This window comes from Shewanella glacialipiscicola, assembly GCF_023283485.1.
Taxonomy (GTDB): Bacteria; Pseudomonadota; Gammaproteobacteria; order Enterobacterales; family Shewanellaceae; genus Shewanella; species Shewanella glacialipiscicola.
Genome location: NZ_JAKILU010000005.1, coordinates 1 through 20708 on the forward strand (window position 1 = coordinate 1; position 20708 = coordinate 20708).

Here is a 20708-nt window from a genome sequence, read left to right on the forward strand (position 1 = left end):
TTATAGTTCATATCGGTCACCTCGAGTCAGATTTTGTGCACCTAAATCATGGCACATTGCGATGCCGAGGCCGAGGTGACCATCTCAGCAGGCATAACTCTGAAGCTCAATTAAGTCTTTCCCCCTCGGCGTTGCCGCAGGGCGAATAGGCAAATTGCGTGAGTCTCGCCATGGTCGTTCTCGTGCATCCATGCACTTCACGACATTCAGGCATCCTGCCTATCAGATGGCGAGCTAGCTTTCGCAGGTGCAGGGATGCATCCTTCGGAAGCGGTAGCAAATTTGCCAATGAGCCCAAGGGGCTTTTAACTCCGTTGGGGGCGTCTTGGAGCATCCAAGGAGGATAGGACGAGCAGTTCTCCTTGGTCGACTCTGATTGAAAATCAGGGGTTGAAGACCCACGACCTTGATTCACCTCGGCCGCGAGGCCGCATTAACTCAACGAACTCAACGCGAAACGGTTAACTCATAACACTCAATACAGTGCTACAAACACAGAGCAACAAGAAAATAAGTGCCACAGCATATTCACTCATTTGCAGGAGGATTGGGGTATCTAAGAAAGAGAAAAGACACATCGTCCTGATGCAAGTGACTTATATTACTGATTACCGACAGGTGTTATCGATAGGTAAAAAATGCTCATCCTTGTTGAAAACCTAAGATAGCGTTCTGATTAATTCATGTCTAGTATTTTAATAATATAAATTAGCTAGTTAACCAATTAATTCATCGAAACATAGTGGCTGTCACACTAAGGTCTAATGCCGAATATTTAGCCTACTGGCTTAAATGTTATATTAAGTGAGTGATCAAGCCATGAATATTACCTAGCTTACAAAGTGCCTAAATTTAACTCAGTGCAGCTGTTCTATTGACGCCATCAAATAACGCCTTCAAATAACGCCGTCAAATACTTACTTATACCGACTAAAACAACATAAACCGCGCCGTTGTGCTGCTGTACCAATGCCATATAAGGCTATTTCAACATTAAAATAGCGCAGCATTGGTATAAACGGCTGTCGGTTAGGGCTAGGCTAGCTTAAAATAACGTTTTCAATTTTAGAGGGGCCCGCGTGATACAACATAGAGCTAGCCAGATGGTGATATTTCACACTCTGGTGACCAGTGGCAGTTTTACCCAAGCGGCGGCTAAATTAAAAACCTCGACTTCCTATGTCAGCAAACAAATTGGTGCACTAGAAGCTGAGCTGAATTTACTGCTAGTACAGCGTACCACTCGCACCTTAGTGTTAACCGACGCTGGCCAGCAGTTTGCCCATTACTGTGAGCAAGTGTTTGAGGCAACACAAAATGCCGATGCTATGATGCTCGATGCCCGTGATGATATTAGCGGTACTATTCGTCTAGGTTGCTCGCAATCCTTTGGCACGTTACACATTATTCCTGCGTTAGAAGTGTTACAGCAAAAATACCCTGAGTTACGCTTTGAGCTGAGCCTGTTCGACCATAAGGCTGACATGCTAGAGGAAGGTCTGGATTTGTGGATCACCAATCATGAGCAGCTACACGAAAGTTATATCGCCCAGCACCTCGCTGAAACCAACTTTGTGGTGGTTGCCTCCCCCGATTATTTACTCAAGCACGGCGTGCCGCACCATCCACAGGAGTTGGCTCAACATAATTGTGTTATCTATCAAAGTAAAAGCCGTAATTATGATCGCTGGAGCTTTGCTAAAAATGACCTTGAGCAAACCGTGCAGGTGGCGGGGAATTACCGTGTTGATTTAGCTGAAGCGGTGCGTAATGCGGTGATTGCTGGGCGCGGCATAGGTTATGTGGCTACTTATTTACTCAGTGATGAGTTTCAAAGCGGTAAACTGATTCAACTCTTGCCCGATTGGAAACCCCTACAGCAAATGCCCGTTTATGTGGTTTATCCAAGGCGGCGCCATCTACCGACTAAGTACAAACTGATCATTGACTGCTTAAAGTCGCATATTGGTCACCCACCCTATTGGGATAAAAGGCTCAAGCCTTGGCTAGGTAAGGCGATTATGTAACGGCTTATTTACCTCTGCATTTAAAAATCAATACCGATCTGCGTGGCGCGATGTCGATTGTTGCTGCTGACACAAATATTATTTCCTGTCGGCAACAGTACGCAGATTAATTTTTATTATCCTTTACAAACAGTAACTTAAACTTCTGCATTTTCAAGCTTCTTTATCGTAACAGCCCAGTAACGCCCTCGACTTGCCCTTACTATTACTCAGCCTACAATGCGCGACTTCTTCCTTCACTAAAAAGAACAAACCCATTATGACCGCGATATTAGGCATGATTAGCATACTGTTTTTTGCATGGTTACTGTCAGTGAACCGCAAAAACATTCCTTACCGTACAGTGATTTTAGCCCTAGGTTTACAAATTCTGTTTGCCCTGTTGGTGCTCTACGTGCCTGCGGGTAAGTCCGTATTACAGTCCGTTACCGCTGGTGTATCGAGTGTAATAGCCTACGGCAACGAAGGGATTGGCTTCTTGTTTGGCGATCTTGCCACGGGTAAAGTCGGCTTTGTATTTGCTATCAATGTGTTAGGTATTATCATTTTCTTCTCGGCATTGATTTCAGCCCTATACCATATTGGCTTAATGCCTAAGGTGATCAACATTATTGGTGGTGGTCTGCAGCGTTTTCTGGGCACCGGTCGCGCTGAGTCGTTATCTGCTACGGCGAACATCTTCGTTGGCATGATTGAAGCGCCGTTGGTAATCAAACCTTATTTAAAGCACATGAGCGACTCGCAGTTTTTCGCGGTAATGAGCTGTGGCCTAGCCTCTGTAGCGGGTGGCACCTTAGTGGGATATGCCGCTTTAGGTGTCGACCTTAACTATTTGATTGCCGCCGCCTTTATGTCAGCTCCTGCGGGTCTGTTGATGGCAAAAATCTTAATGCCACCGAGCGAGCATGATAAAAATAGTATTGATGAAATCACTTCAGTTGAACTGCCACGCGCGACCAATGTGGTTGAAGCCTTAGCCGATGGCGCAATGTCGGGTATGCGGATTGCGGTAGGGATTGGTGCAACTCTGCTGGCTTTTGTCAGCGTTATCGCCCTACTTAATGGTATTTTAGGTGCTGTGGGTGAATGGTTTGGTTACAGCTTAAGCTTCGAATTTTTACTCGGTTATCTATTTGCCCCTATGGCGTGGCTGTTAGGTATTCCTTGGCATGAAGCGATTACTGCAGGCTCTCTCATCGGCCAAAAAATTGTCGTTAATGAGTTTGTGGCCTTTATTCAGTTAATGAAAGTAGAAGACCAACTCAGCGTCCATTCACAGGCCGTTGTCACCTTTGCCCTGTGTGGTTTTGCAAATATTTCGACTATGGCAATTTTGATTGGTGGGCTAGGTAGTATGGTGCCAGAGCGCCGCGAGTTTATCGCCCGTAATGGATTTCGCGCCATTGCCGCTGGCGTATTGGCCAACCTAATGAGTGCTGCTATTGCCAGTATTATTCTCTCGTTATAGGTTGAGCCACTGTGTTTAACTGCCGGTATTTAGCGGCCAGTGTTTAACTGCTGGTGTTTAACTACCAGTATTGAGCGGCCGGCAGCTAACTTGCAGTATCTCTGACTTACACAATTTGATCTCAGCTATCAAATCACAAACGAGTACCTTTACTCACAATAAACCCCACATCAACATAAACTTGATGTGGGGTTTATTTTTACCCATCCCAAAAGAGGTAGCCTCAACTATAATATCTGCTTCTTATCTAGTAAGAACACAATAAATCAGCATCAACAACACACTCAAGTAATTGATATAAATTACCTTATACCCATAATTAAATGTAAAAATGGCAAAGTGCGAATGGGCAATTCGTCAGTTAACTACATTTATTTAATACAACTTATGAACTATTTTGTGTGTTAGCTCGTAAGACTTGTTCTTAAATTAACTTATACTTTGTTATGTGTTACAACGCACCTTCCCTCTGTCTGGATATCTATATGATTTTATTTAGTAAACGCTTAAAAGAAGAGAATGAACTCTTAAAAGAAGAGCTATCATCAATGCAGCAGGTTAGGGAAAGCCTAGACAGTGAAATGATCGCAATTACCCTTGATGCTAATGGCGAAATATCCGCCATTAATAGTCATTTCATTAATGACATGCAGTATAAAAATACATCGCCTGTGGGCAAGCATTTAACTGATTTAGTGCCTGAACGCGCCAAAAACACCATCCACTTTAAACGTATGGCTGATGCATTAAGGCAATGTGAGCATTGGGCGGGCGCACTACAAATAACGAAGGGCAACGGTGAAGAAGCATGGCTGCGGGCAATTTTACAGCCGGTAAAAAATAGCAATGGCAAAGTAAAACACTTTTCTATTTATGCTAATGATCTCACTCGTACGATTGAAGAAGCCCAAGAGCACGAAGATTTAACCCAAGCATTACTGCGTTCTACCGCGGTGATAGAATTTAATTTAGATGGCACAGTCATAACCGCTAACGATAACTTTCTACATGCGATGGGTTACAGTAAAAACCAAATTGTCGGTAAACACCATAAGATATTTTGTGAGCCAGAAGAATATAACTCAATAGAATATCAGCACTTTTGGGAACAATTGCGTAAAGGTCATTTTGTGGCCAATCGCTTTAAACGTGTCGACAGTCATGGGCGCGTTGTTTGGTTAGAAGCCTCCTACAACCCGATTTTTGATGGCTACAAACAACTCTATAAAGTTGTGAAATTTGCCACCGACATTACCGACCAAGTGAACCGTGAGCAGGCTATTGCGGAGGCTGCTGATATCGCCTATGACACCTCTCAACACACAGATTCTATGGCGCAAAAAGGCAGTAAAGTGCTACAAGAAATGGTTGAGGTCATGAATAAATTGGCGCTTCAAATGGGCGCCGCCGCCCAAGGTATTGAAGATTTAGATAAGCAATCGCAGATGATTGGCACTTTGGTACAAAGTATTAGTGGCATTGCGGATCAAACTAATTTACTGGCATTAAATGCCGCCATTGAAGCCGCTCGCGCGGGTGAGCAAGGTCGTGGCTTTGCAGTTGTTGCCGATGAAGTAAGGCAGCTGGCCTCGCGCACGAGTAAGGCTACCGAAGAAATCGTTGATGTGGTTTCTAAAAACAAGAAACTCACTGAAAGTGCTGTCAATATGATTGAAGCTGGCAAAAAACAAGCTCAGCTTGGATTAGAGCTCTCTACTGAGTCAGGCAATGTGATGACAGACATCCAAGATGGGGCACAAAAAGTAGTGAATGCTGTGGGTCAATTTACCAACCAGCTCACGGTTTAGCGTTAAGTTAAGCGCGATTTTAGCTTTTTTTACCGGCATGATTTTTAAAGTGCAGCAGGCTTTAACCTATTCATTTTAAAACCCTACTCTTTATCTGCTTGTTTTAAATACTGATTTTTAAATTGAATTAGCCAAGGATGGCTGTAATGCTTACTCGTTCACTTACACTCTTACTCGTTCACCTACACTTGGGATAGTGGCTGAATTAACCGATTAACTTTATTACCTTATCCATAAATTTATTGCAGATAAAGGGAAAAATCATCTGCAGAGGTACAGCGCTTATACCGAGTGCAGAGTAATATAAACGTATTCGCTTTAACGGCATTTAACTCATTTTTGATGGGGATTAAATTCCCTAAATTATTCTTATCAATTTGTTTAATAGCGTTATTTCTATTAAACACTATTCTCTATCCACAAAAAACATAACGGTTCGTACCTTTGTTATGCAGCGAAATGGCTATAGCAATCCTCAGTCAAAATGATGAGTTATCGTCTTTGTACAATTGCGTACTAGGGCGTGTTGACGTTTCGAGATGAAATTTTGTTCGCTCTGGCAAGCTCGTGATCACGAAACGAGGAGTGACATGTAGTTATTCTACTCAAATGACGAGTGACAAAGAGCAAGAGCTTGCCAGACGAACCCTTCGGGCAGCGTTTGGCTGGCGTTTCTGCTGCGTTATCGCCCGTTTATGTAGAATAACTACACTGCACGGGCTTTGCCTTGCATAAAAGCCCGCCAACTCGCTGCAAAAATAACCCTGAAACGTCAACACGCCCTAGCGTAACCCATCATCCTTTAAGCCATAGTTAATTCAATAAATGAGTTGGCATATTACTCACCACGAAGTTTTGTTTCGAAAAAAGCTAAACTCCGCGACCAAGCAAGTTCCGCAGTGGCTTTATCATATCGGCCAGTGGAATCGTTGTGGAATCCGTGGTGTACATTCGGGTAAAGATACGCAATATAATCGGCTTTATTGGCTTTTAACTGAGTTTCGTATTCTGCCCAAGTGTCATTAACGCGTTCGTCAAGCTCAGCAAACTGCAGCATTAATGGGCCCTTGACGCGGTTACGCAACGGCATCGCTGCTGGAGTTCCATAAAATGGTACGCCCGCATTAAGCTCATCAGGGATGGTAGCGGCTAACATATTGACGATATAACCGCCAAAACAAAAGCCGACCGCACCCAGCTTGCCATTGCTCTGCGGATGAGCTTTTAAAAACTGTGCGGCGGCAATAAAGTCTTGTTCTATTTTGGCTTTATCTAAACTACTTTGCATGGTGCGGCCCGCATCATCATTACCGGGATAGCCACCCAGTGAATACAGTGCGTCGGGAGCCAAGGCGATATAACCTTGCGCCGCTAAACGGCGGGCAACATCTTCGATATAAGGATTTAAGCCTCTGTTTTCATGTATGACTAACACCACAGCGGCTTTTTTTACTGGGATCTATAGTTCTCGCTTCACCAGCGGTGCTTGCAGCAATGAGTAATTCATCGGGGATCACTAAATAGCCACGCCCTTCACCAAAGCCATTTGGCGAAGGAAATTTTACATAGCTTGCTTGAATAGCGGGATCATTAAAAGATACTTGCTCGGCGAGGGCATAATTGGGTAAAAAGGCGCCGGTCAGTGTCGTCATAGTAAATCCTAACGCGACGAGCCCAGCAAGGCGCCCCATAAACTCACGGCGATCAATAATGCCGTGTGCATATTCGTCATACCAGTCAAAGGCTTCTTGTGGAATAGCTTGTGCGTCATGCGCAATTTGCGGGGTTATTATCCCTTGGGTTTGCTTATCTTGCTGTGTCATGAGGTGTCTCCATTGGACAAGCTAACCGCAGGTAGTATGCCTTCCCTAAGCTTGAGAGTAATAACGTTTTGAGGGTCTACTAGAGAGTAAAGGAAGAATCGTGCCCATGGCAACGTTAGCGTTTACCGTTTTGTAAATAAGTATTTAAATCACACTAAAAGCAATTGAATTAACAACTCTATGTTCTATATCAATGAGGGCGTTCGAGTAATAAAAAAGCATCATGACATGCAAAGTCACCATTCCGATTTGAATGAAGCCTATTTGGCTGTAGAGCAAGATATTGAAGGGGCAAAATATAAGGCATAAACGATCAACCGCAGAATATGCAAAATGAACTAATGCTGCAAACGAGACGACCTTTGCGGTCGTCTACTGAGGGCTAACCTAAGCGCTTGCTAAACTAACTAAAGCACTATGGTGTAAAACTATTACGTGAACTGCTGAGTACTAAACCTCGTTCAAAGCTTAGCTAATTGTTGCTGGCTACGCACCCTTTTGTATTGTCTCGCTTCAGCAGGAATCGGGGTCACTTTACCAGTCTCTAACCAATTACGCAGACGATTAGCATCGGCGATATGAGTATATTTACCGTAGGCATCAAGCACCACAAAGGCTACTTGCCGTTTTGCCATTTCGGTACGCATCACTAAGCAATGCCCCGCTTCGTTAGTAAAACCGGTTTTAGTCAGATGGATATTCCAGTTATCTTTATAAACCAAACGGTTAGTATTGCGAAAATCCAAACTGTATCTTGGCTTAGCAAAGGTAACGGTCTTTTTTTCAGTCGAGCTCAATTGGCCTAGCATAGGATAACCTTCACTGGCTTTAAGTAGCACAACAAGATCGCGGGCGCTGGAGACGTTTTTATAGGATAACCCTGTAGGTTCAACATAACGGGTATTTTTCATGCCAAGCGCTTTAGCCTTGGCATTCATCGCCCGAATAAAAGCTTTATGGCCACCAGGGTAATGATGTGCAAGACTCGCCGCGGCACGGTTTTCAGATGACATTAACGTCAGCAGTAGCATGTCTTTACGGCTAATTTCACTGCCAATACGCACCCGAGAATAAACGCCACGCATTTCCTGAGTGTCTTTAATATTGACCGTTAACTTTTGATCCATTGCGAGTTTGGCATCTAAGGTCACCATCGCCGTCATCAGCTTAGTGACTGAGGCTATGGGCAACACAGCATTTGGGTTACTCGAATATAAAACTTCGTTGGTTTTAAGGTCGACCACCATAGCGCTACTCGATGCCACTTCTTGCTGTTTTACTATCGCTTTTTTAACAGCAGTACTTTTGCTGGCATAGCTAGCATAGTTAACTGGGACAGGAGCCGAATTGGCGGAATGCGCTGTCGTGGCAACAGTAAAACTGCTGCATACAAGGATAAAACTACTGAGTAGAAAACGGATCTTCATTTAGATTTCACTGAATAAAAAAGGGATCGATTGTGCTATGGCACAAGGTTTTGCTAAGTATAGGAGTTCTTCAGTGAAAGAAATAGAATGTAATGAGATTTTTATCTGCAAGATCAGCACTTTCTTGTCTATTTTGCTTATGTAAAGCCAGCTTAACCTGTCACTGAGTTTCAATATTCAAGCGGCTAGATACAGACTTTTGACTTACGGCAGTCATTACAGCTTAAATATATAGATTCCTCAGTAGAATCATTGGCTATGAAAATAATACACGACTTTTTATACTTTTAACAAAAAACACACAGTAAAGTCAGTTAAAAATGCGTTTGGGATATCCTAAAGCCCCCACTAATATGATGTATTTCAACTTAATACAGCACGCCCTCTCTGAGGGGATTAATCTCAAGCAAAAAAAAGGCGCATAACCAAAAAGGTGTTAGCGCCCGAAGAGGCAAATTTGCCAAAATTGAGGAGTGTAAATTCAAGCCGTAAAACTCACACGATAGAATTCAAAGCCTAGATAAAGATCAACGCAAAAACAGGGGCGCCTAGCACCATAGCAATACCGATAAAAATCATCGTTAAACTGGCGATAACCCCCTCTTGCTGGCCAATTTCGTTGGCTTTCGCAGCGCCTGCACCGTGAGCCGATGCGCCTAGGGCAACACCTTTACCTAACGAGGTACGAATACGCATGAATTTGAATAAAGGCTCACACACCAGCATGCCAATCACGCCAGTGATTAACACCATCATGGCTGTCAGTTCAGGTACACCGCCAAAGGCACTGGTAGCCTCCATCGCAAAGGGAGTTGAAACCGAGCGCACCAGCAAACTCTTAGACAATTCCACCGGCAAAGGAACAAATTTCACCAGCACCCAAGAAGAAATCATCCCTAAAAATAATCCGGCGAGTACCCCTAAACCAATCGTCAGTGGATATTGGCGGATAAGCTTACGCTCACGGTAGATAGGTAAAGCAAAGGCGATCGTCGCTGGCGCTAGCATGGCCATTAACCAATGGGTATATTCGAAATAAGTAGGTAATGGTATTTCAAGATTAAATACCAACAAGGTAATCACTATCGGCGCTAATACTATCGGCGCTAACCACCAAACTCTATGGTACTTGTATAAACGCTTAGCGCCGAAATAACAAAATACGGTAAGCAATAGACTAAATAAAGCTAACCCCGTTTGTGACATGACAAAATCGACCACATTTGAATTAGCCATAACTAAGCTGCCTTAGCGTGGCGACGGGCCTGCTTTTTGATATTGAGTTGGCGTTCAAAACGAAACACTCTATCGACAACAAAACCAGTGCCAAACATCACACACACACTGCCCATCACTAAAGTAAACAAAATATTGGTGCCATATTGCTCAAATAACGCCTCGTATTTAATCACAGATATCACTGGAGGGATAAAAAACAACAATAATTCACCAATCAACCAAGCGGCACCCAGTTGCACAGCATTTTCGGGTATTAACTTAAAACCCAATAAAAACAACAGAATTGCTAGACCAATCACACTTCCAGGGATAGGCGAATGTGCCCAAGTCGCAAACCAGTGGCAAGCAAAGGACAGTAAACAAAAGAGGCCGATTTGGGTTAATAACAAAGCCCAATGTCGACACTGACGTATTGCGGCTTGTAGGAATGACATGATTTTCTCGGTTAGAACAAAGTTTTCTATGGGGCTATTTTAGGCTTGCTTATTTGATAAAAAAAATGAATATTAAGAATGTAATACATGAATTTTAGGAATACATTAAAGGTGAATCCAGATGGATCTCAAAGTCATTCGCTATTTTATCGAAATCGTTGATGCCGGAGGCTTTGGTAAGGCCAGCGAAATAGTTCATCTCACGCAACCGGCACTATCAAAAGCCGTGCGCCAATTAGAACTGGAGCTCGATCTTATCTTACTCGAGCGAGGTAAGCGCGGCACCCATGTCAAGCTCACTCCAGCCGGTGAAGTCGTCTATCGCCATGGCAAGGATTTACTCGCAGGGCGGCAACGTATGCTTGCTGAACTCACCGCGCAGCGTAGTTTAACGGCTGGCGAGCTCAAACTCGGGTTAGCTCCATTAGGCAGTGCGGAAATTTTTGCGCCCATTATTGCTAAATATCGTCAGCAATATCCGCAAATTGATATGCACTTGCTCGTTCGTGGGGGGGTAGAACAAACCGCAGCGATCCAAAAAGGTGAAATTGAACTTGCGACAGGCATTATCGAAGTTGATGATGGTTATGAGGGTATCCGTGTATTTAACGATCCTATGGTCGTCGTACTACCTAAAGAAAATTCTTTATCGACTAGAGGCGTGCTGCTATTTAGCGACCTTAGTAACGAGCCACAAGTGATGTTCGAAACTGAGTATACTCTTTACCAATTAGTGCTCAGAGCCTGCCAACACGCCGGATTTACCCCTAAAAATATTACTCGTGTTAGCCAAGCTGACTTTGGTATAGCCTTAGTCGCAGCGGGGACTGGCGTGATGGTATTACCGCGCTCAATTGCGCGGCGTTACAGCGTGTCTGGTGTGGTGAATATACCGCTGGCGAGTGATGAGCTACGCTGGGAATTATCACTATTTTGGCGTAAAGATCAGGTATTATCCTTCGCCGCACAAGCCATGATTAACTTAGTCAAAAAACATTTAACTCAGCAATAATGCTGTTTTCTACCAAGGGATCACAAGGCTTAGGCGCACTAGAGTGTCACTATCCCAAGGTAAAATAGGTAAGTAATCAGCCGAATTAACATCCACTTTAGCGTAGTGGTCTAAATTATATTGGGTATGTTCAGCACTGAGCACTAACTGGCTACTGGGATACCAAAAATCAGTTTGATAACTCATCTCGAATCGATATTGACGCTCTAGCCATTGATCATCATCTTGCCAAGTTTGAGCAGCAACTTGCATATGTAGCTCAGCGGTCGCATCTATACCTAACTGCCCCATCAAGGTATATGCAAACTCACTATTACCAAAATCGCTACGATCGTAACCTCGCGTTTTAGGCACATCATCATCGATTTCAAGATAGTAATAACCCGCTCCCGCTTTCAATTGCGCTTGTAATTGCTGTCCACCAAAGTTGGCCGTTAGTTCAGGAAACAACTTAACTTGCTTTTCGACTGAACTGACAGTGTTACGTTTTCCTTGTAAATCAAGCTGCCAACCCAATGAGAACTCAGGGTTTACACGGTAGAGCTCGCCACTGGCGGCATAGTCAGACTTAAACCATACGGGGATATGATCAGGATCGAGCTTATCTGTATCAATATCGAAATAGATATCAATCGCCGCCGTCAACAGAATATCGGTTTGAGTGCGATGTTCAATTAATAAACTCGCATTCACCCCAGGAGTATGGGAATCCTCAACAATAAAATCGTGGATACCTAAGCTGTAATGCCACTGAGTTTGCTCCTCAGCCTTTAGCGCCCCCGATGCACACAGGGCAGCACAAACTAATGCCAAATTGAGATAGTTCACTTTAAGCTCCTAACACATATTCTATGGTCTGTAGCGTCAATAGACCCGTGGTTAACACTGTATAAAATTAGCATAACATCGATAAAAATGGCGCGATGAATAGCGTGCCTCAACGAGTTAATTCTGAGTTTGTGTGCTCCATAAGTTAATCTTAGCTTTGATGCAAAAGTTAATTTTAGCTTTGATGCATAAGTGAATATTTGCATCACGATAAGCTGCTTAAAAATAACTAACATAAACACCCGCAAAGGAGAATCAAAACTTACAGTAACGTTAGACATCTGTATACAAACAAATATTTAACCAATAAAAAACAACTCAAACACAAGGCGTCAATCCATCACTACCCTCTGCTATAAACGAAAAATAAAAATGAATTATTAGTCAATTTAACAGCATAAATATTGACACTCATTCAGCGTCTGCCTATAGTCGCCACACTGATAATGAAAACGACAAGAGAGTCTTAAATGAAAAAATCCATGTTATTAGGCGGCCTGACATTAACAGCCACCTTGTTGTTAGCAGGATGTGGGAAAAGCGACGACGTGTTAGTTGTTGGCACCAACGCGGCATTCCCGCCGTTTGAATATGTTGGCGGCCAAAGTGGTGATGAAATCAAAGGCTTCGATATCGAATTGGCAAAAAAAATCGCTAAAGATGCCGGCAAAACATTGAAAGTCGAAAACATGAAGTTCGATTCACTGATCGTCGCACTCAACTCAGGTAAAATTGATTTTATTGCTTCTGGCATGACTATTACCGCTGAACGTCAAGCAAGCGTTAACTTTTCTGAACCCTACTACGAAGCAACGCAAGTGGTACTGGTTAACAAAGATAACGATAGTATTCAAACAATTGAAGATATTAAAGGTAAGCATTTTGCCGTGCAATTAGGTTCCACTGCCGACATTATGGCAAAGCAGTACACCGAGAATGTGACTGCTTTTAATACCGGTTTTGAGGCCATTATGGAGCTTAAAAATGCCAAAGTAGATTTGGTATTATTTGACAGCGAACCTGCGGCTAATTATCTGGCAAAAAATCCTGAATTAAAGCTGATAAAACTTGATTTTCCGGCTGAGTTTTACGGCTTTGCCGTTTCAAAAAAGCAACCAGAACTGTTAACTAGCATCAACAATACCTTGGCAAAAATGAAAGCCGACGGCCAATACCAAACACTGGTTTCTACCCATATAAAGTGATTTCAGCATGATAGACGCAATTAATAATTCGCTATTTAGCCCAATCGGCGAAGATGGCATGATAGGTATACTGCTGATATTAAATGGCTTAAAGGTGACATTAATCGTCACTTTCTTCGCCATGTTATTAGGTGCAGTGTTAGGCATTGGCACAACCTTTATGAAGATGTCGTCTAAGTGGTATATCCGCTTTCCCGCCAATCTTTATGTCGGCGTGATCCGCGGCACCCCTGTAGTAGTACAGTTAGTGATTCTTTACTTCATCGTGCTTTCAGCCTTAGATGTCGATAAAATCACCGCTGCCATTATCGCCTTTGGCCTTAATAGTGGCGCTTATATTTCTGAGATTATCCGCGCGGGTATTCAAGCTGTCGACAAAGGTCAAACCGAAGCGGCACGTTCACTGGGTTTATCGCAAACGATGACCATGAAATCGATTATTTTGCCTCAGGCGGTTAAAAATATTCTGCCGGCACTAGGTAATGAATTTATCGTACTCCTCAAGGAAACCGCCGTTATTGGCTTTATTGGTGGCGTTGATTTAATGCGCGCGGGTGAAATCATCCGTAGCCGCACCTTTGAAGACAGTGTGCCGTTATTTACCTGCGCCCTTATTTACCTGTTCCTGACGTACAGCTTCACCTTCGTGCTATCGAAATTTGAAAAGAGGTTGAAACAAAGTGATTAAAATAACCAACCTGCATAAAAACTTCGGCGATAACCACGTGCTCAAGGGCATTAGTGAGCATATTCGTCAGGGCGAAGTGGTGAGCGTGATCGGCCCTAGTGGCAGTGGTAAAAGTACTTTTTTACGTTGTATCAATCTGTTGGAGCAACCTAGCCAAGGTGATATCGAGATTGAAGGTCAGCTCATCACAGCAAAAAATGCCTGTGTCGATAAACTGCGGCAAAAAGTGGGCATGGTATTTCAAAACTTTAACCTGTTCCCCCATAAAACCGTGATTCAAAATATTACCTTAGCGCCCATTAGCCTAAAGCTGATGACGCCAGCACAAGCTGAGGTAAAGGCCCTCGACCTACTGGCACAGGTTGGTTTAAGTGACAAAGCCAATGCCTACCCCGCCAGTTTATCGGGCGGCCAAAAGCAAAGGGTCGCCATTGCCCGCGCATTAGCCATGGAGCCAGACTTGATGTTGTTTGATGAGCCAACATCGGCACTCGATCCTGAGATGGTCGGCGATGTACTCGACGTGATGAAAGACTTAGCACTAAAGGGCATGACCATGGTGATTGTGACCCACGAAATGGGCTTTGCACGAGATGTATCCGATCGAGTGATTTTTATGGATGGCGGTTATGTGGTCGAATCGAGCCCACCCGATGCGCTATTTAGCCACCCTAAAGAAGCCCGTACTCAAGCGTTTTTAAGCAAAGTACTGCGTGCTGGTTAGATTGATGTGAAACAATCATGCTCACTGCCGTTACTTTTATCAGAGCGTGCAGTGAGTGAAGGATTTAAATTAATAGTCAGTTCGCTCTTACTTCAACGGTAAATGTACCAAACTCATATCCAGAATATCCATAATGCTTTTTGCGTTTGAACCTTGACCCACCAGCCCATTTAACGTTTTTGCCTCTAACATCTGCCGTGATCACATTGTATTTTATGTAAACCCGCTTAGAATGCTGGCATTGAATTTGTATTCCTTGATGATTTGGAGCCGTTACATGAGTGACTTAAGTTTCCTTGCTAAAAAACGTTACACCACGAAAGCGTTTGATCCAACTAAGACGATCCCTGCTGATAAAATACAAGAAATCAAAACGTTATTGCAGTTCAGCCCCTCATCAACTAACTCACAGCCTTGGCATTTTGTGTTAGCGAGCACCGCCGAAGGTAAAGCGTTAATTGCCCAAGCAACAGAACACTTCGCCTTTAATACTCCAAAAATCCTTAATGCTTCCCATGTGGTCGTGCTTTGTACTCGTACCCAGTTAGACAATGCACACTTACAGCTAGTATTAGAACAAGAAGCTAAAGATGGCCGTTTTGCCAACGAAGAAGCTAAGCAAGCGCAGCACAAAGGCCGCTCTTTTTTCGTGAATATGCATAATTATGAGCTGAAAGATGCGCAGCATTGGATGGAAAAACAAGTCTACTTAGCTCTTGGCACCCTAATGCTCGGCGCCAGCGTATTAGATATCGATGCTTGCCCAATTGAAGGCTTCGATGCGACTCAATTAAATCAAGTATTAGGCTTAAGAGAACAAGGTTTATGCGCGTCTGTCGTCGTTGCGCTTGGCTACCGTGCTGAAGAAGATTTCAATGCTAAGTTGCCTAAATCGCGTCTAGCACAAGATAAGATTTTTACTGAAATCTAACACTGATAAACAGCTTATTTGATGTTTTTCAACCAAAAGCTGATAAGACCCTTGTTTTATAACGATATCAGTAAGGGTCTTTTATATTTAATACCGCTCAATAGCCGTACTCAAGCTGTCAGCTTGCAATTTATGTATTAAGTGAGCATTGACAATAACATTACTCACGGTAGAGGCAGCCTGCTGTGCTATTACTGTAAAATTCACCTTTGCCTACACTTTGGCTCTATGGCATGATTTAAGAAACAATTTGAAAAATAATTTAATAATCAGTTTCGTAAATCATTAATGTTCTGCGTTTTTAACACTTTTGAGCAGCCTAATACACGTTATCGGCGCCATGTTTACACTCACTATTTAGGATGGGACAGTCAGTATGTTATTTGCCAAACCCTCTCTCACTGCAGAACCTCAATCGATTCGAGTTACAAACACTAAGGGCGATAATCCATTGATTTGGTCGTTGCTGACAGTTTTACAAGCTTCAAACCAAAGCTGGAAAATTCATCACTTAGCGGCAGAGTTACAAGACCAAGGCCTGTTACATCAACTTGATGAAAACCCCGGCAATGATCTCTTCAAGCGTAATTTTTTACTGATGAACGCCCTGTTTGAGCTACAGGAAATATTACTGCCCAAGCAATGGTTACAAGTGAAAGCCATGGAAATTCAAATTTTTCGCTTAGTGCCATCCAACGTTAATACCTTGATAATGCAGGATAGTTCTCTGCGTGAGTATTACCTTGATTGGAATAACTACGACACCAGTGAAAACGTGGTGCGGGAGCTGCTCGAAGCCTTTTGGAGTAATTATAAAAGCTATATTGGCCTAAATATCAATTTGATGAATAAGGGTAATGCCTTAAGAGTATTCGAGTTAGACGAAAGTGCCACCGCGCGCGATATCCGCAAACAGTGGCGGCGATTAGCACTCAAATGGCATCCCGATCGACCCGATGGTGATGCGGCGCGATTCCGCGAGGTCTGTGAGGCTTGGCAGTCATTAAAAGATGCGGCATAAACATTGGTACTCAATACAGCACTATGCCCTATGTGGTGCCGTTTAAATGGATCCATTTAAACGGCGTTTGATGCTCACATGAGATATTGCACAAACATCCAATCCTATGGCGCTTCTACTCGCGCTTTATCTCGGCTAGGGCAGGAGCTCTGCAACGCGGTGATGTGATCCCGCTTACACTCCTGCAAATCTACAGCAAAACTTCCATTGGGATCACAGATTTAGCACAGTCGTAGCAGGCTAATTCAGCCATAATTAAGCCTTTCCATTTACCCTAAACCCATGCGCCAATGCTGGGATTTTTGCTAGGCCAACACTTACACTGCAGTTCACTTTTACTCTTATGCTAACCATATAAGCACTGATAAAGAAAAATGACTGATACTCCGCATTTAACACCATCGAATTTGAGGACATTATGATTAAACAATTAGCCTTGGCTGTCACCTTAGTGATCACTCCATTGAGCAGCTTGGCCGCCAATTTTATTGAAGGTACGCATTACACTCAAATCTCCACCAAAGCGCCAAGCAGCGAACCTAAACTCACTGAGTTTTATTCATTTTATTGCCATAACTGTTTCAATATGGAAACCAATTATCTGCCCGATATTAAAGCCAATCTCAATCCCAAAATAGGCTTTGATAGTAAGCATGTCGATTTCATGAATAGTGACATTGGCACTGAAGTCATGCGCTCGCTGGCTGTGATCCAAAGCGTGGATAATAAAGATGCCCTAACTCATGCCATGTTCAGCGCCATTCAAGGTGTCGAAGGCCAAAATGGCCACGATCACAGCGCTCCGGGCCATGAACATGAGCAGCAAATCAATAACCGTGATGATATTAAAGAGATCTTCGCCCCATTAGGTATCGATGCAGCCCAGTACGATAACGTCGCAGACAGTAAAAGCACCAATGAAAAGCTCGCGCTGTGGCGTACTCAACAAAACGAATTTAAGATTGAGAGCGTACCAGCCTTCATCGTGAACGATAAATATGCGGTTAACTTAAACAGCATTAAAACCTTAGATGAGTTAATTGGGTTAATTAACTACCTTGCTATTGAGAAAGATGTCGCTCCGGCTAAAACCTCATCTGGCGGCAGTTTAGGTGGGTTATTTTTAGTCTTTACCGCAGCAATAGCCGTCACTCGCCAGCGACGTCTTAGCTAATTTGACGTTAACCAATATCAAAAAATGGCCTCAATATTGAGGCCATTTTTTTAAGTTTAAAAAGGAGTGAAGAAATCTATTGCCGGATAAAATCGATGATATGACTGATAGCTAAGAGTAAATGCACCACTAAGAAACCAATAAATGCCTGAGCAAATAGCTGATGATAACCGCGCCACTCTATCGCAGTAGCCGTGCCCTGAAATAGAAACCAGATTAAACCGCTAAGGCCAGTCGCCACCAGTAACAACATGCCTATGCCTTCAATCGCGCTAAATAACCCTTTGCCACCCGCGATAGGAAATTTACCTTTTACAAGCCCGACAATGTCTTGTTTTAACTGCATGCCATCACCGACTAACCACCCAAAATATTGGCGCCACTTTCCTTGCAAACAATTGTTGATTAAAAAAAGGATGCCAAGACCTGTGCAGGCTAAACCTAAATACACGTGTAAATAATCCCAGAGGCTAGCGTTATCGGGTATCCGCCGCAACATCATAATCCATGGGCTAGTGCACACAAGTAAGCTACTTAACATCACAATCCCGACATGCAGATATCTCATCAGCATACGGCACCGAGACCTGAGCATAGTTAGCATATTTATAACTCCTCCCTGATAAAGAACATACTCAACCCTTTAATACTGTTCCGTTCAATGCTGCTCCGTTCAATAGATAATCCCATGGTGGTAAACAGCATTATTATTTCAACTCTCACATTTAAGCGCGATGAATTTGCTCACCAAATTCATCGACTTTATGCCAGTCAGTGTATTCAACATTAGTCACAGGATCCGTAGGCCCTTTAGTTAACCACATGATGAAACGAATAACATTTCTATCTAAAGTGTTATAACCGGGATAATTCAAGTTACCGCCAAAAACCCGCAATAATTGTGGTCGCCATGTAGTTTTACTCAAAAAGGCTTGCATATAAGGGTTTGTTTCTGGAGTATTTTTAGTGGGTTTACGCGCGACTAAACTCACTGAGAAAAATCCACTTACTTTACTCGCCAATACCGTTTGATGCTTTTCAATAAACTCATACAAACGAGGGTTATGTTTACCGTGGCGAATACTGGCGCCGACAATGACTTTGTCAAACTCATTAAGGGCTGGAGCATCCTTGATATCAGCAGTCACCACTGAGTTACCCAAACCGATTAGCTGCTGCGCTAATTTAGTGGCAATTTTTTGAGTCTGGCCGTGAACACTAGAATAAATAATGAGAATTTTTTTCAATTTAGCCTCGATTCAGTCTAAGTAAAATAACCATTAGCAATATATAAAATGGCGACTTGATAGTGACGCAAATACCCGCGATCGTATTGTGAGTCAATCAGGTTCCAGTAGCGTTTAGCTGAGTATACAAAAGAAAATAACACTTAAGATGTTTCATAGTAGGTGATTTACTCTGCCATTTACATGAAATAGATCACGGGCTTAACGCCAAAGACGCCATGTATATACGGTTGTTTTAGCCAGCTCACAAAAAAGGACAAATCCTGAGGTTGACCCTTTTTGAAAGAGGTTAAAAAGTCTGGGCGAACATAGGTAGGCTTGTCTCCCATATTCTGTAAGAATAAATCCGTGACGGGATAAACCTTGCCCCCTTTTTAACGTTCACTCATGGTTTATCTGCTGAGGCGTAGGCATAAAGCACTAGGGCATCACTAAGCTATAGATTTATTGTTTGCGCACAATTCTCATCCTCACCGATGTAAGCTGGCCTCGATATTGGCATCATATGCATGATGCTTACTGTTGAATGTCGGCGAGTTTTACGATTAATCACATTACAACAGTCATTATTACCGTATTATGAGGGCCATTATGGCAGGGTATTTCGGCCTGAATTTTTATATTGGTGCCGGCTTTACCGCATGTTGGTTAATTTAGGCGCTTAATGTGCAGCGCTATTCAGAACCTTGTAATGAAATCCTATGGACAGCCAATAAAACACCCACTAAAACCATAGAATAGAATGCAGTACACGAAACATATCACTGACACGCAGGGATTTATTACATGATGAAGGATTCAGATATTTTAATGTTGGCAGAGGAAGCTGAGCCGACATCCGATGTTTCTGCCCGAAAAAAAGTACTATTACTCGGTAGGCAGTTAGGACTAGCAACAGAGAGAGAATATCGCCCTGCAAATGCCTCGGTCGCTGAGCGCGCTAAGCACCGCGCTGATAAGTTATCAAGCCAATATCAAACCAATGTGGAGACGATATTTTCGTTAGCCATCAGCTATACACCGTCGGATGTCACCGGCGTCGAGCTTGATCCCGATTGGAGCCATCAATTTTTTATGATGGCAGAGCAAATCCATAATCGTAAGATGCAAGATTTGTGGGCGCGAATCTTATCGAGCGAGATTGTTAACCCAGGTAATTTCAGCTTACGCACCTTAGCTTTACTCAAACAACTTACCCATCGTGAGGCGCAAATTCTCGAAAAAGCCCTCGGTATGGCAGCAAAAGTAAATAACGAACAGCGATTAAAGCTAATTAGCGGTTATCGTTTATCAGGCGGGATGGGCCAGTATTTCCGTAAAACGACCTCAGTTAACTTAGGTTTATCACAGTTTGGCCTGCCCTATTCCAGCATTCTGACTTTAGTGGATGCGGGTATTATCCATAGCAGCGAATTTGAGACCGGTTTACTCAATCATAAAACCCCAATCCAATTTTCCGTGCAAGGTACGCAGATGAAACTGACTCCAAAGAGCGGCAATCTGCTCTTTAGTTATTATCGACTCACGCCCATTGGTGATGAACTGGCCCAGTTAGTACTCCCGAAACCCGATCAAGAATATCTCAAAGCATTGCAATTGCTATTCGCTAAGGACTTTAAAATAGAATAATGGCTAATAGAATTGCTGAATAA

General features: G+C 43.1%; 16 protein-coding genes and 3 pseudogenes. 12 read left to right on the plus strand and 7 right to left on the minus strand.

Annotation, left to right across the window (positions count from 1 at the left end; genetic code table 11):
• Nucleotides 1–1079 precede the first annotated feature (1079 nt).
• The 4 genes and pseudogenes from L2717_RS05770 to L2717_RS18235 all read left to right on the plus strand — a co-directional run.
• Nucleotides 1080–2027, plus strand: coding sequence for a LysR family transcriptional regulator (locus L2717_RS05770; protein WP_220774896.1), 948 nt, complete (start codon nucleotides 1080–1082; stop codon nucleotides 2025–2027).
• Nucleotides 2028–2286: 259 nt separating this feature from the next.
• The gene (locus L2717_RS05775) at nucleotides 2287–3495 is read left to right on the plus strand and encodes a NupC/NupG family nucleoside CNT transporter (RefSeq protein ID WP_220774897.1); all 1209 of its coding nucleotides are present in this window, start codon (nucleotides 2287–2289) and stop codon (nucleotides 3493–3495) included.
• 581 nt (nucleotides 3496–4076) lie between these two features.
• A pseudogene (locus L2717_RS18230) lies at nucleotides 4077–4763 on the plus strand (PAS domain-containing protein); the annotation flags it as partial.
• 99 nt (nucleotides 4764–4862) lie between these two features.
• Nucleotides 4863–5303 (plus strand): annotated as a pseudogene (locus L2717_RS18235) (methyl-accepting chemotaxis protein); the annotation flags it as partial.
• An 838-nt stretch (nucleotides 5304–6141) separates the two neighbouring features.
• Here L2717_RS18235 and L2717_RS05785 read toward each other — a convergent pair.
• The 4 genes and pseudogenes from L2717_RS05785 to L2717_RS05800 all read right to left on the minus strand — a co-directional run bounded on the left by L2717_RS05785 (nucleotide 6142) and on the right by L2717_RS05800 (nucleotide 10226).
• Nucleotides 6142–7126 (minus strand): annotated as a pseudogene (locus L2717_RS05785) (dienelactone hydrolase family protein).
• 461 nt (nucleotides 7127–7587) lie between these two features.
• Complete coding sequence (gene pbpG / locus L2717_RS05790) at nucleotides 7588–8553, minus strand: D-alanyl-D-alanine endopeptidase (protein WP_220775037.1); 966 nt, start codon at nucleotides 8551–8553, stop codon at nucleotides 7588–7590.
• A 516-nt stretch (nucleotides 8554–9069) separates the two neighbouring features.
• A complete protein-coding gene (locus tag L2717_RS05795) occupies nucleotides 9070–9789 on the minus strand; it encodes an LrgB family protein (protein WP_220773631.1) in 720 nt (239 codons plus the stop codon).
• 2 nt (nucleotides 9790–9791) lie between these two features.
• Nucleotides 9792–10226, minus strand: coding sequence for a CidA/LrgA family protein (locus tag L2717_RS05800; RefSeq protein WP_220773630.1), 435 nt, complete (start codon nucleotides 10224–10226; stop codon nucleotides 9792–9794).
• A gap of 121 nt (nucleotides 10227–10347) precedes the next feature.
• Here L2717_RS05800 and L2717_RS05805 point away from each other — a divergent pair, with 121 nt between their 5' ends.
• Complete coding sequence (locus L2717_RS05805) at nucleotides 10348–11238, plus strand: LysR family transcriptional regulator (protein ID WP_220773629.1); 891 nt, start codon at nucleotides 10348–10350, stop codon at nucleotides 11236–11238.
• A gap of 9 nt (nucleotides 11239–11247) precedes the next feature.
• Here the strand turns inward: L2717_RS05805 and L2717_RS05810 are convergent, their stop codons facing one another.
• On the minus strand, nucleotides 11248–12066 hold the full coding sequence (locus L2717_RS05810; protein ID WP_220773628.1) for a hypothetical protein: 819 nt from the start codon (nucleotides 12064–12066) through the stop codon (nucleotides 11248–11250).
• Nucleotides 12067–12536: 470 nt separating this feature from the next.
• Here L2717_RS05810 and L2717_RS05815 point away from each other — a divergent pair, with 470 nt between their 5' ends.
• The 6 genes from L2717_RS05815 to L2717_RS05840 all read left to right on the plus strand — a co-directional run bounded on the left by L2717_RS05815 (nucleotide 12537) and on the right by L2717_RS05840 (nucleotide 17809).
• Nucleotides 12537–13271: a basic amino acid ABC transporter substrate-binding protein gene (locus L2717_RS05815; protein WP_220773627.1), complete on the plus strand. Its 735-nt coding sequence runs from the start codon at nucleotides 12537–12539 to the stop codon at nucleotides 13269–13271.
• 7 nt (nucleotides 13272–13278) lie between these two features.
• Complete coding sequence (locus L2717_RS05820) at nucleotides 13279–13959, plus strand: amino acid ABC transporter permease (protein WP_220773626.1); 681 nt, start codon at nucleotides 13279–13281, stop codon at nucleotides 13957–13959.
• Nucleotides 13952–14683: an amino acid ABC transporter ATP-binding protein gene (locus L2717_RS05825; RefSeq protein WP_220773625.1), complete on the plus strand. Its 732-nt coding sequence runs from the start codon at nucleotides 13952–13954 to the stop codon at nucleotides 14681–14683. Before L2717_RS05820 ends, L2717_RS05825 begins: the two co-directional genes overlap by 8 nt.
• A gap of 277 nt (nucleotides 14684–14960) precedes the next feature.
• The gene (gene nfsB / locus L2717_RS05830; RefSeq protein WP_220773624.1) at nucleotides 14961–15614 is read left to right on the plus strand and encodes an oxygen-insensitive NAD(P)H nitroreductase; all 654 of its coding nucleotides are present in this window, start codon (nucleotides 14961–14963) and stop codon (nucleotides 15612–15614) included.
• 376 nt (nucleotides 15615–15990) lie between these two features.
• On the plus strand, nucleotides 15991–16635 hold the full coding sequence (locus L2717_RS05835; protein ID WP_220773623.1) for a DNA-J related domain-containing protein: 645 nt from the start codon (nucleotides 15991–15993) through the stop codon (nucleotides 16633–16635).
• 418 nt (nucleotides 16636–17053) lie between these two features.
• A complete protein-coding gene (locus L2717_RS05840) occupies nucleotides 17054–17809 on the plus strand; it encodes a thiol:disulfide interchange protein DsbA/DsbL (RefSeq protein WP_220773622.1) in 756 nt (251 codons plus the stop codon).
• A 76-nt stretch (nucleotides 17810–17885) separates the two neighbouring features.
• On the opposite strand, the gene L2717_RS05845 is transcribed toward L2717_RS05840, so the two are convergent.
• Nucleotides 17886–18383, minus strand: coding sequence for a cytochrome b/b6 domain-containing protein (locus tag L2717_RS05845; RefSeq protein ID WP_373316152.1), 498 nt, complete (start codon nucleotides 18381–18383; stop codon nucleotides 17886–17888).
• Between the two features lie 151 nt (nucleotides 18384–18534).
• Nucleotides 18535–19056, minus strand: a complete 522-nt coding sequence (gene hemG / locus L2717_RS05850; RefSeq protein WP_220773620.1) for a menaquinone-dependent protoporphyrinogen IX dehydrogenase — start codon at nucleotides 19054–19056, stop codon at nucleotides 18535–18537.
• Nucleotides 19057–19845: 789 nt separating this feature from the next.
• On the opposite strand from hemG, the gene L2717_RS05855 reads away from it, so the two are divergent.
• Nucleotides 19846–20685 carry a TIGR03899 family protein gene (locus L2717_RS05855; protein ID WP_220773632.1) on the plus strand — a complete coding sequence of 280 codons (840 nt, stop codon included), beginning with the start codon at nucleotides 19846–19848 and terminating at the stop codon, nucleotides 20683–20685.
• Nucleotides 20686–20708: the final 23 nt, after the last annotated feature.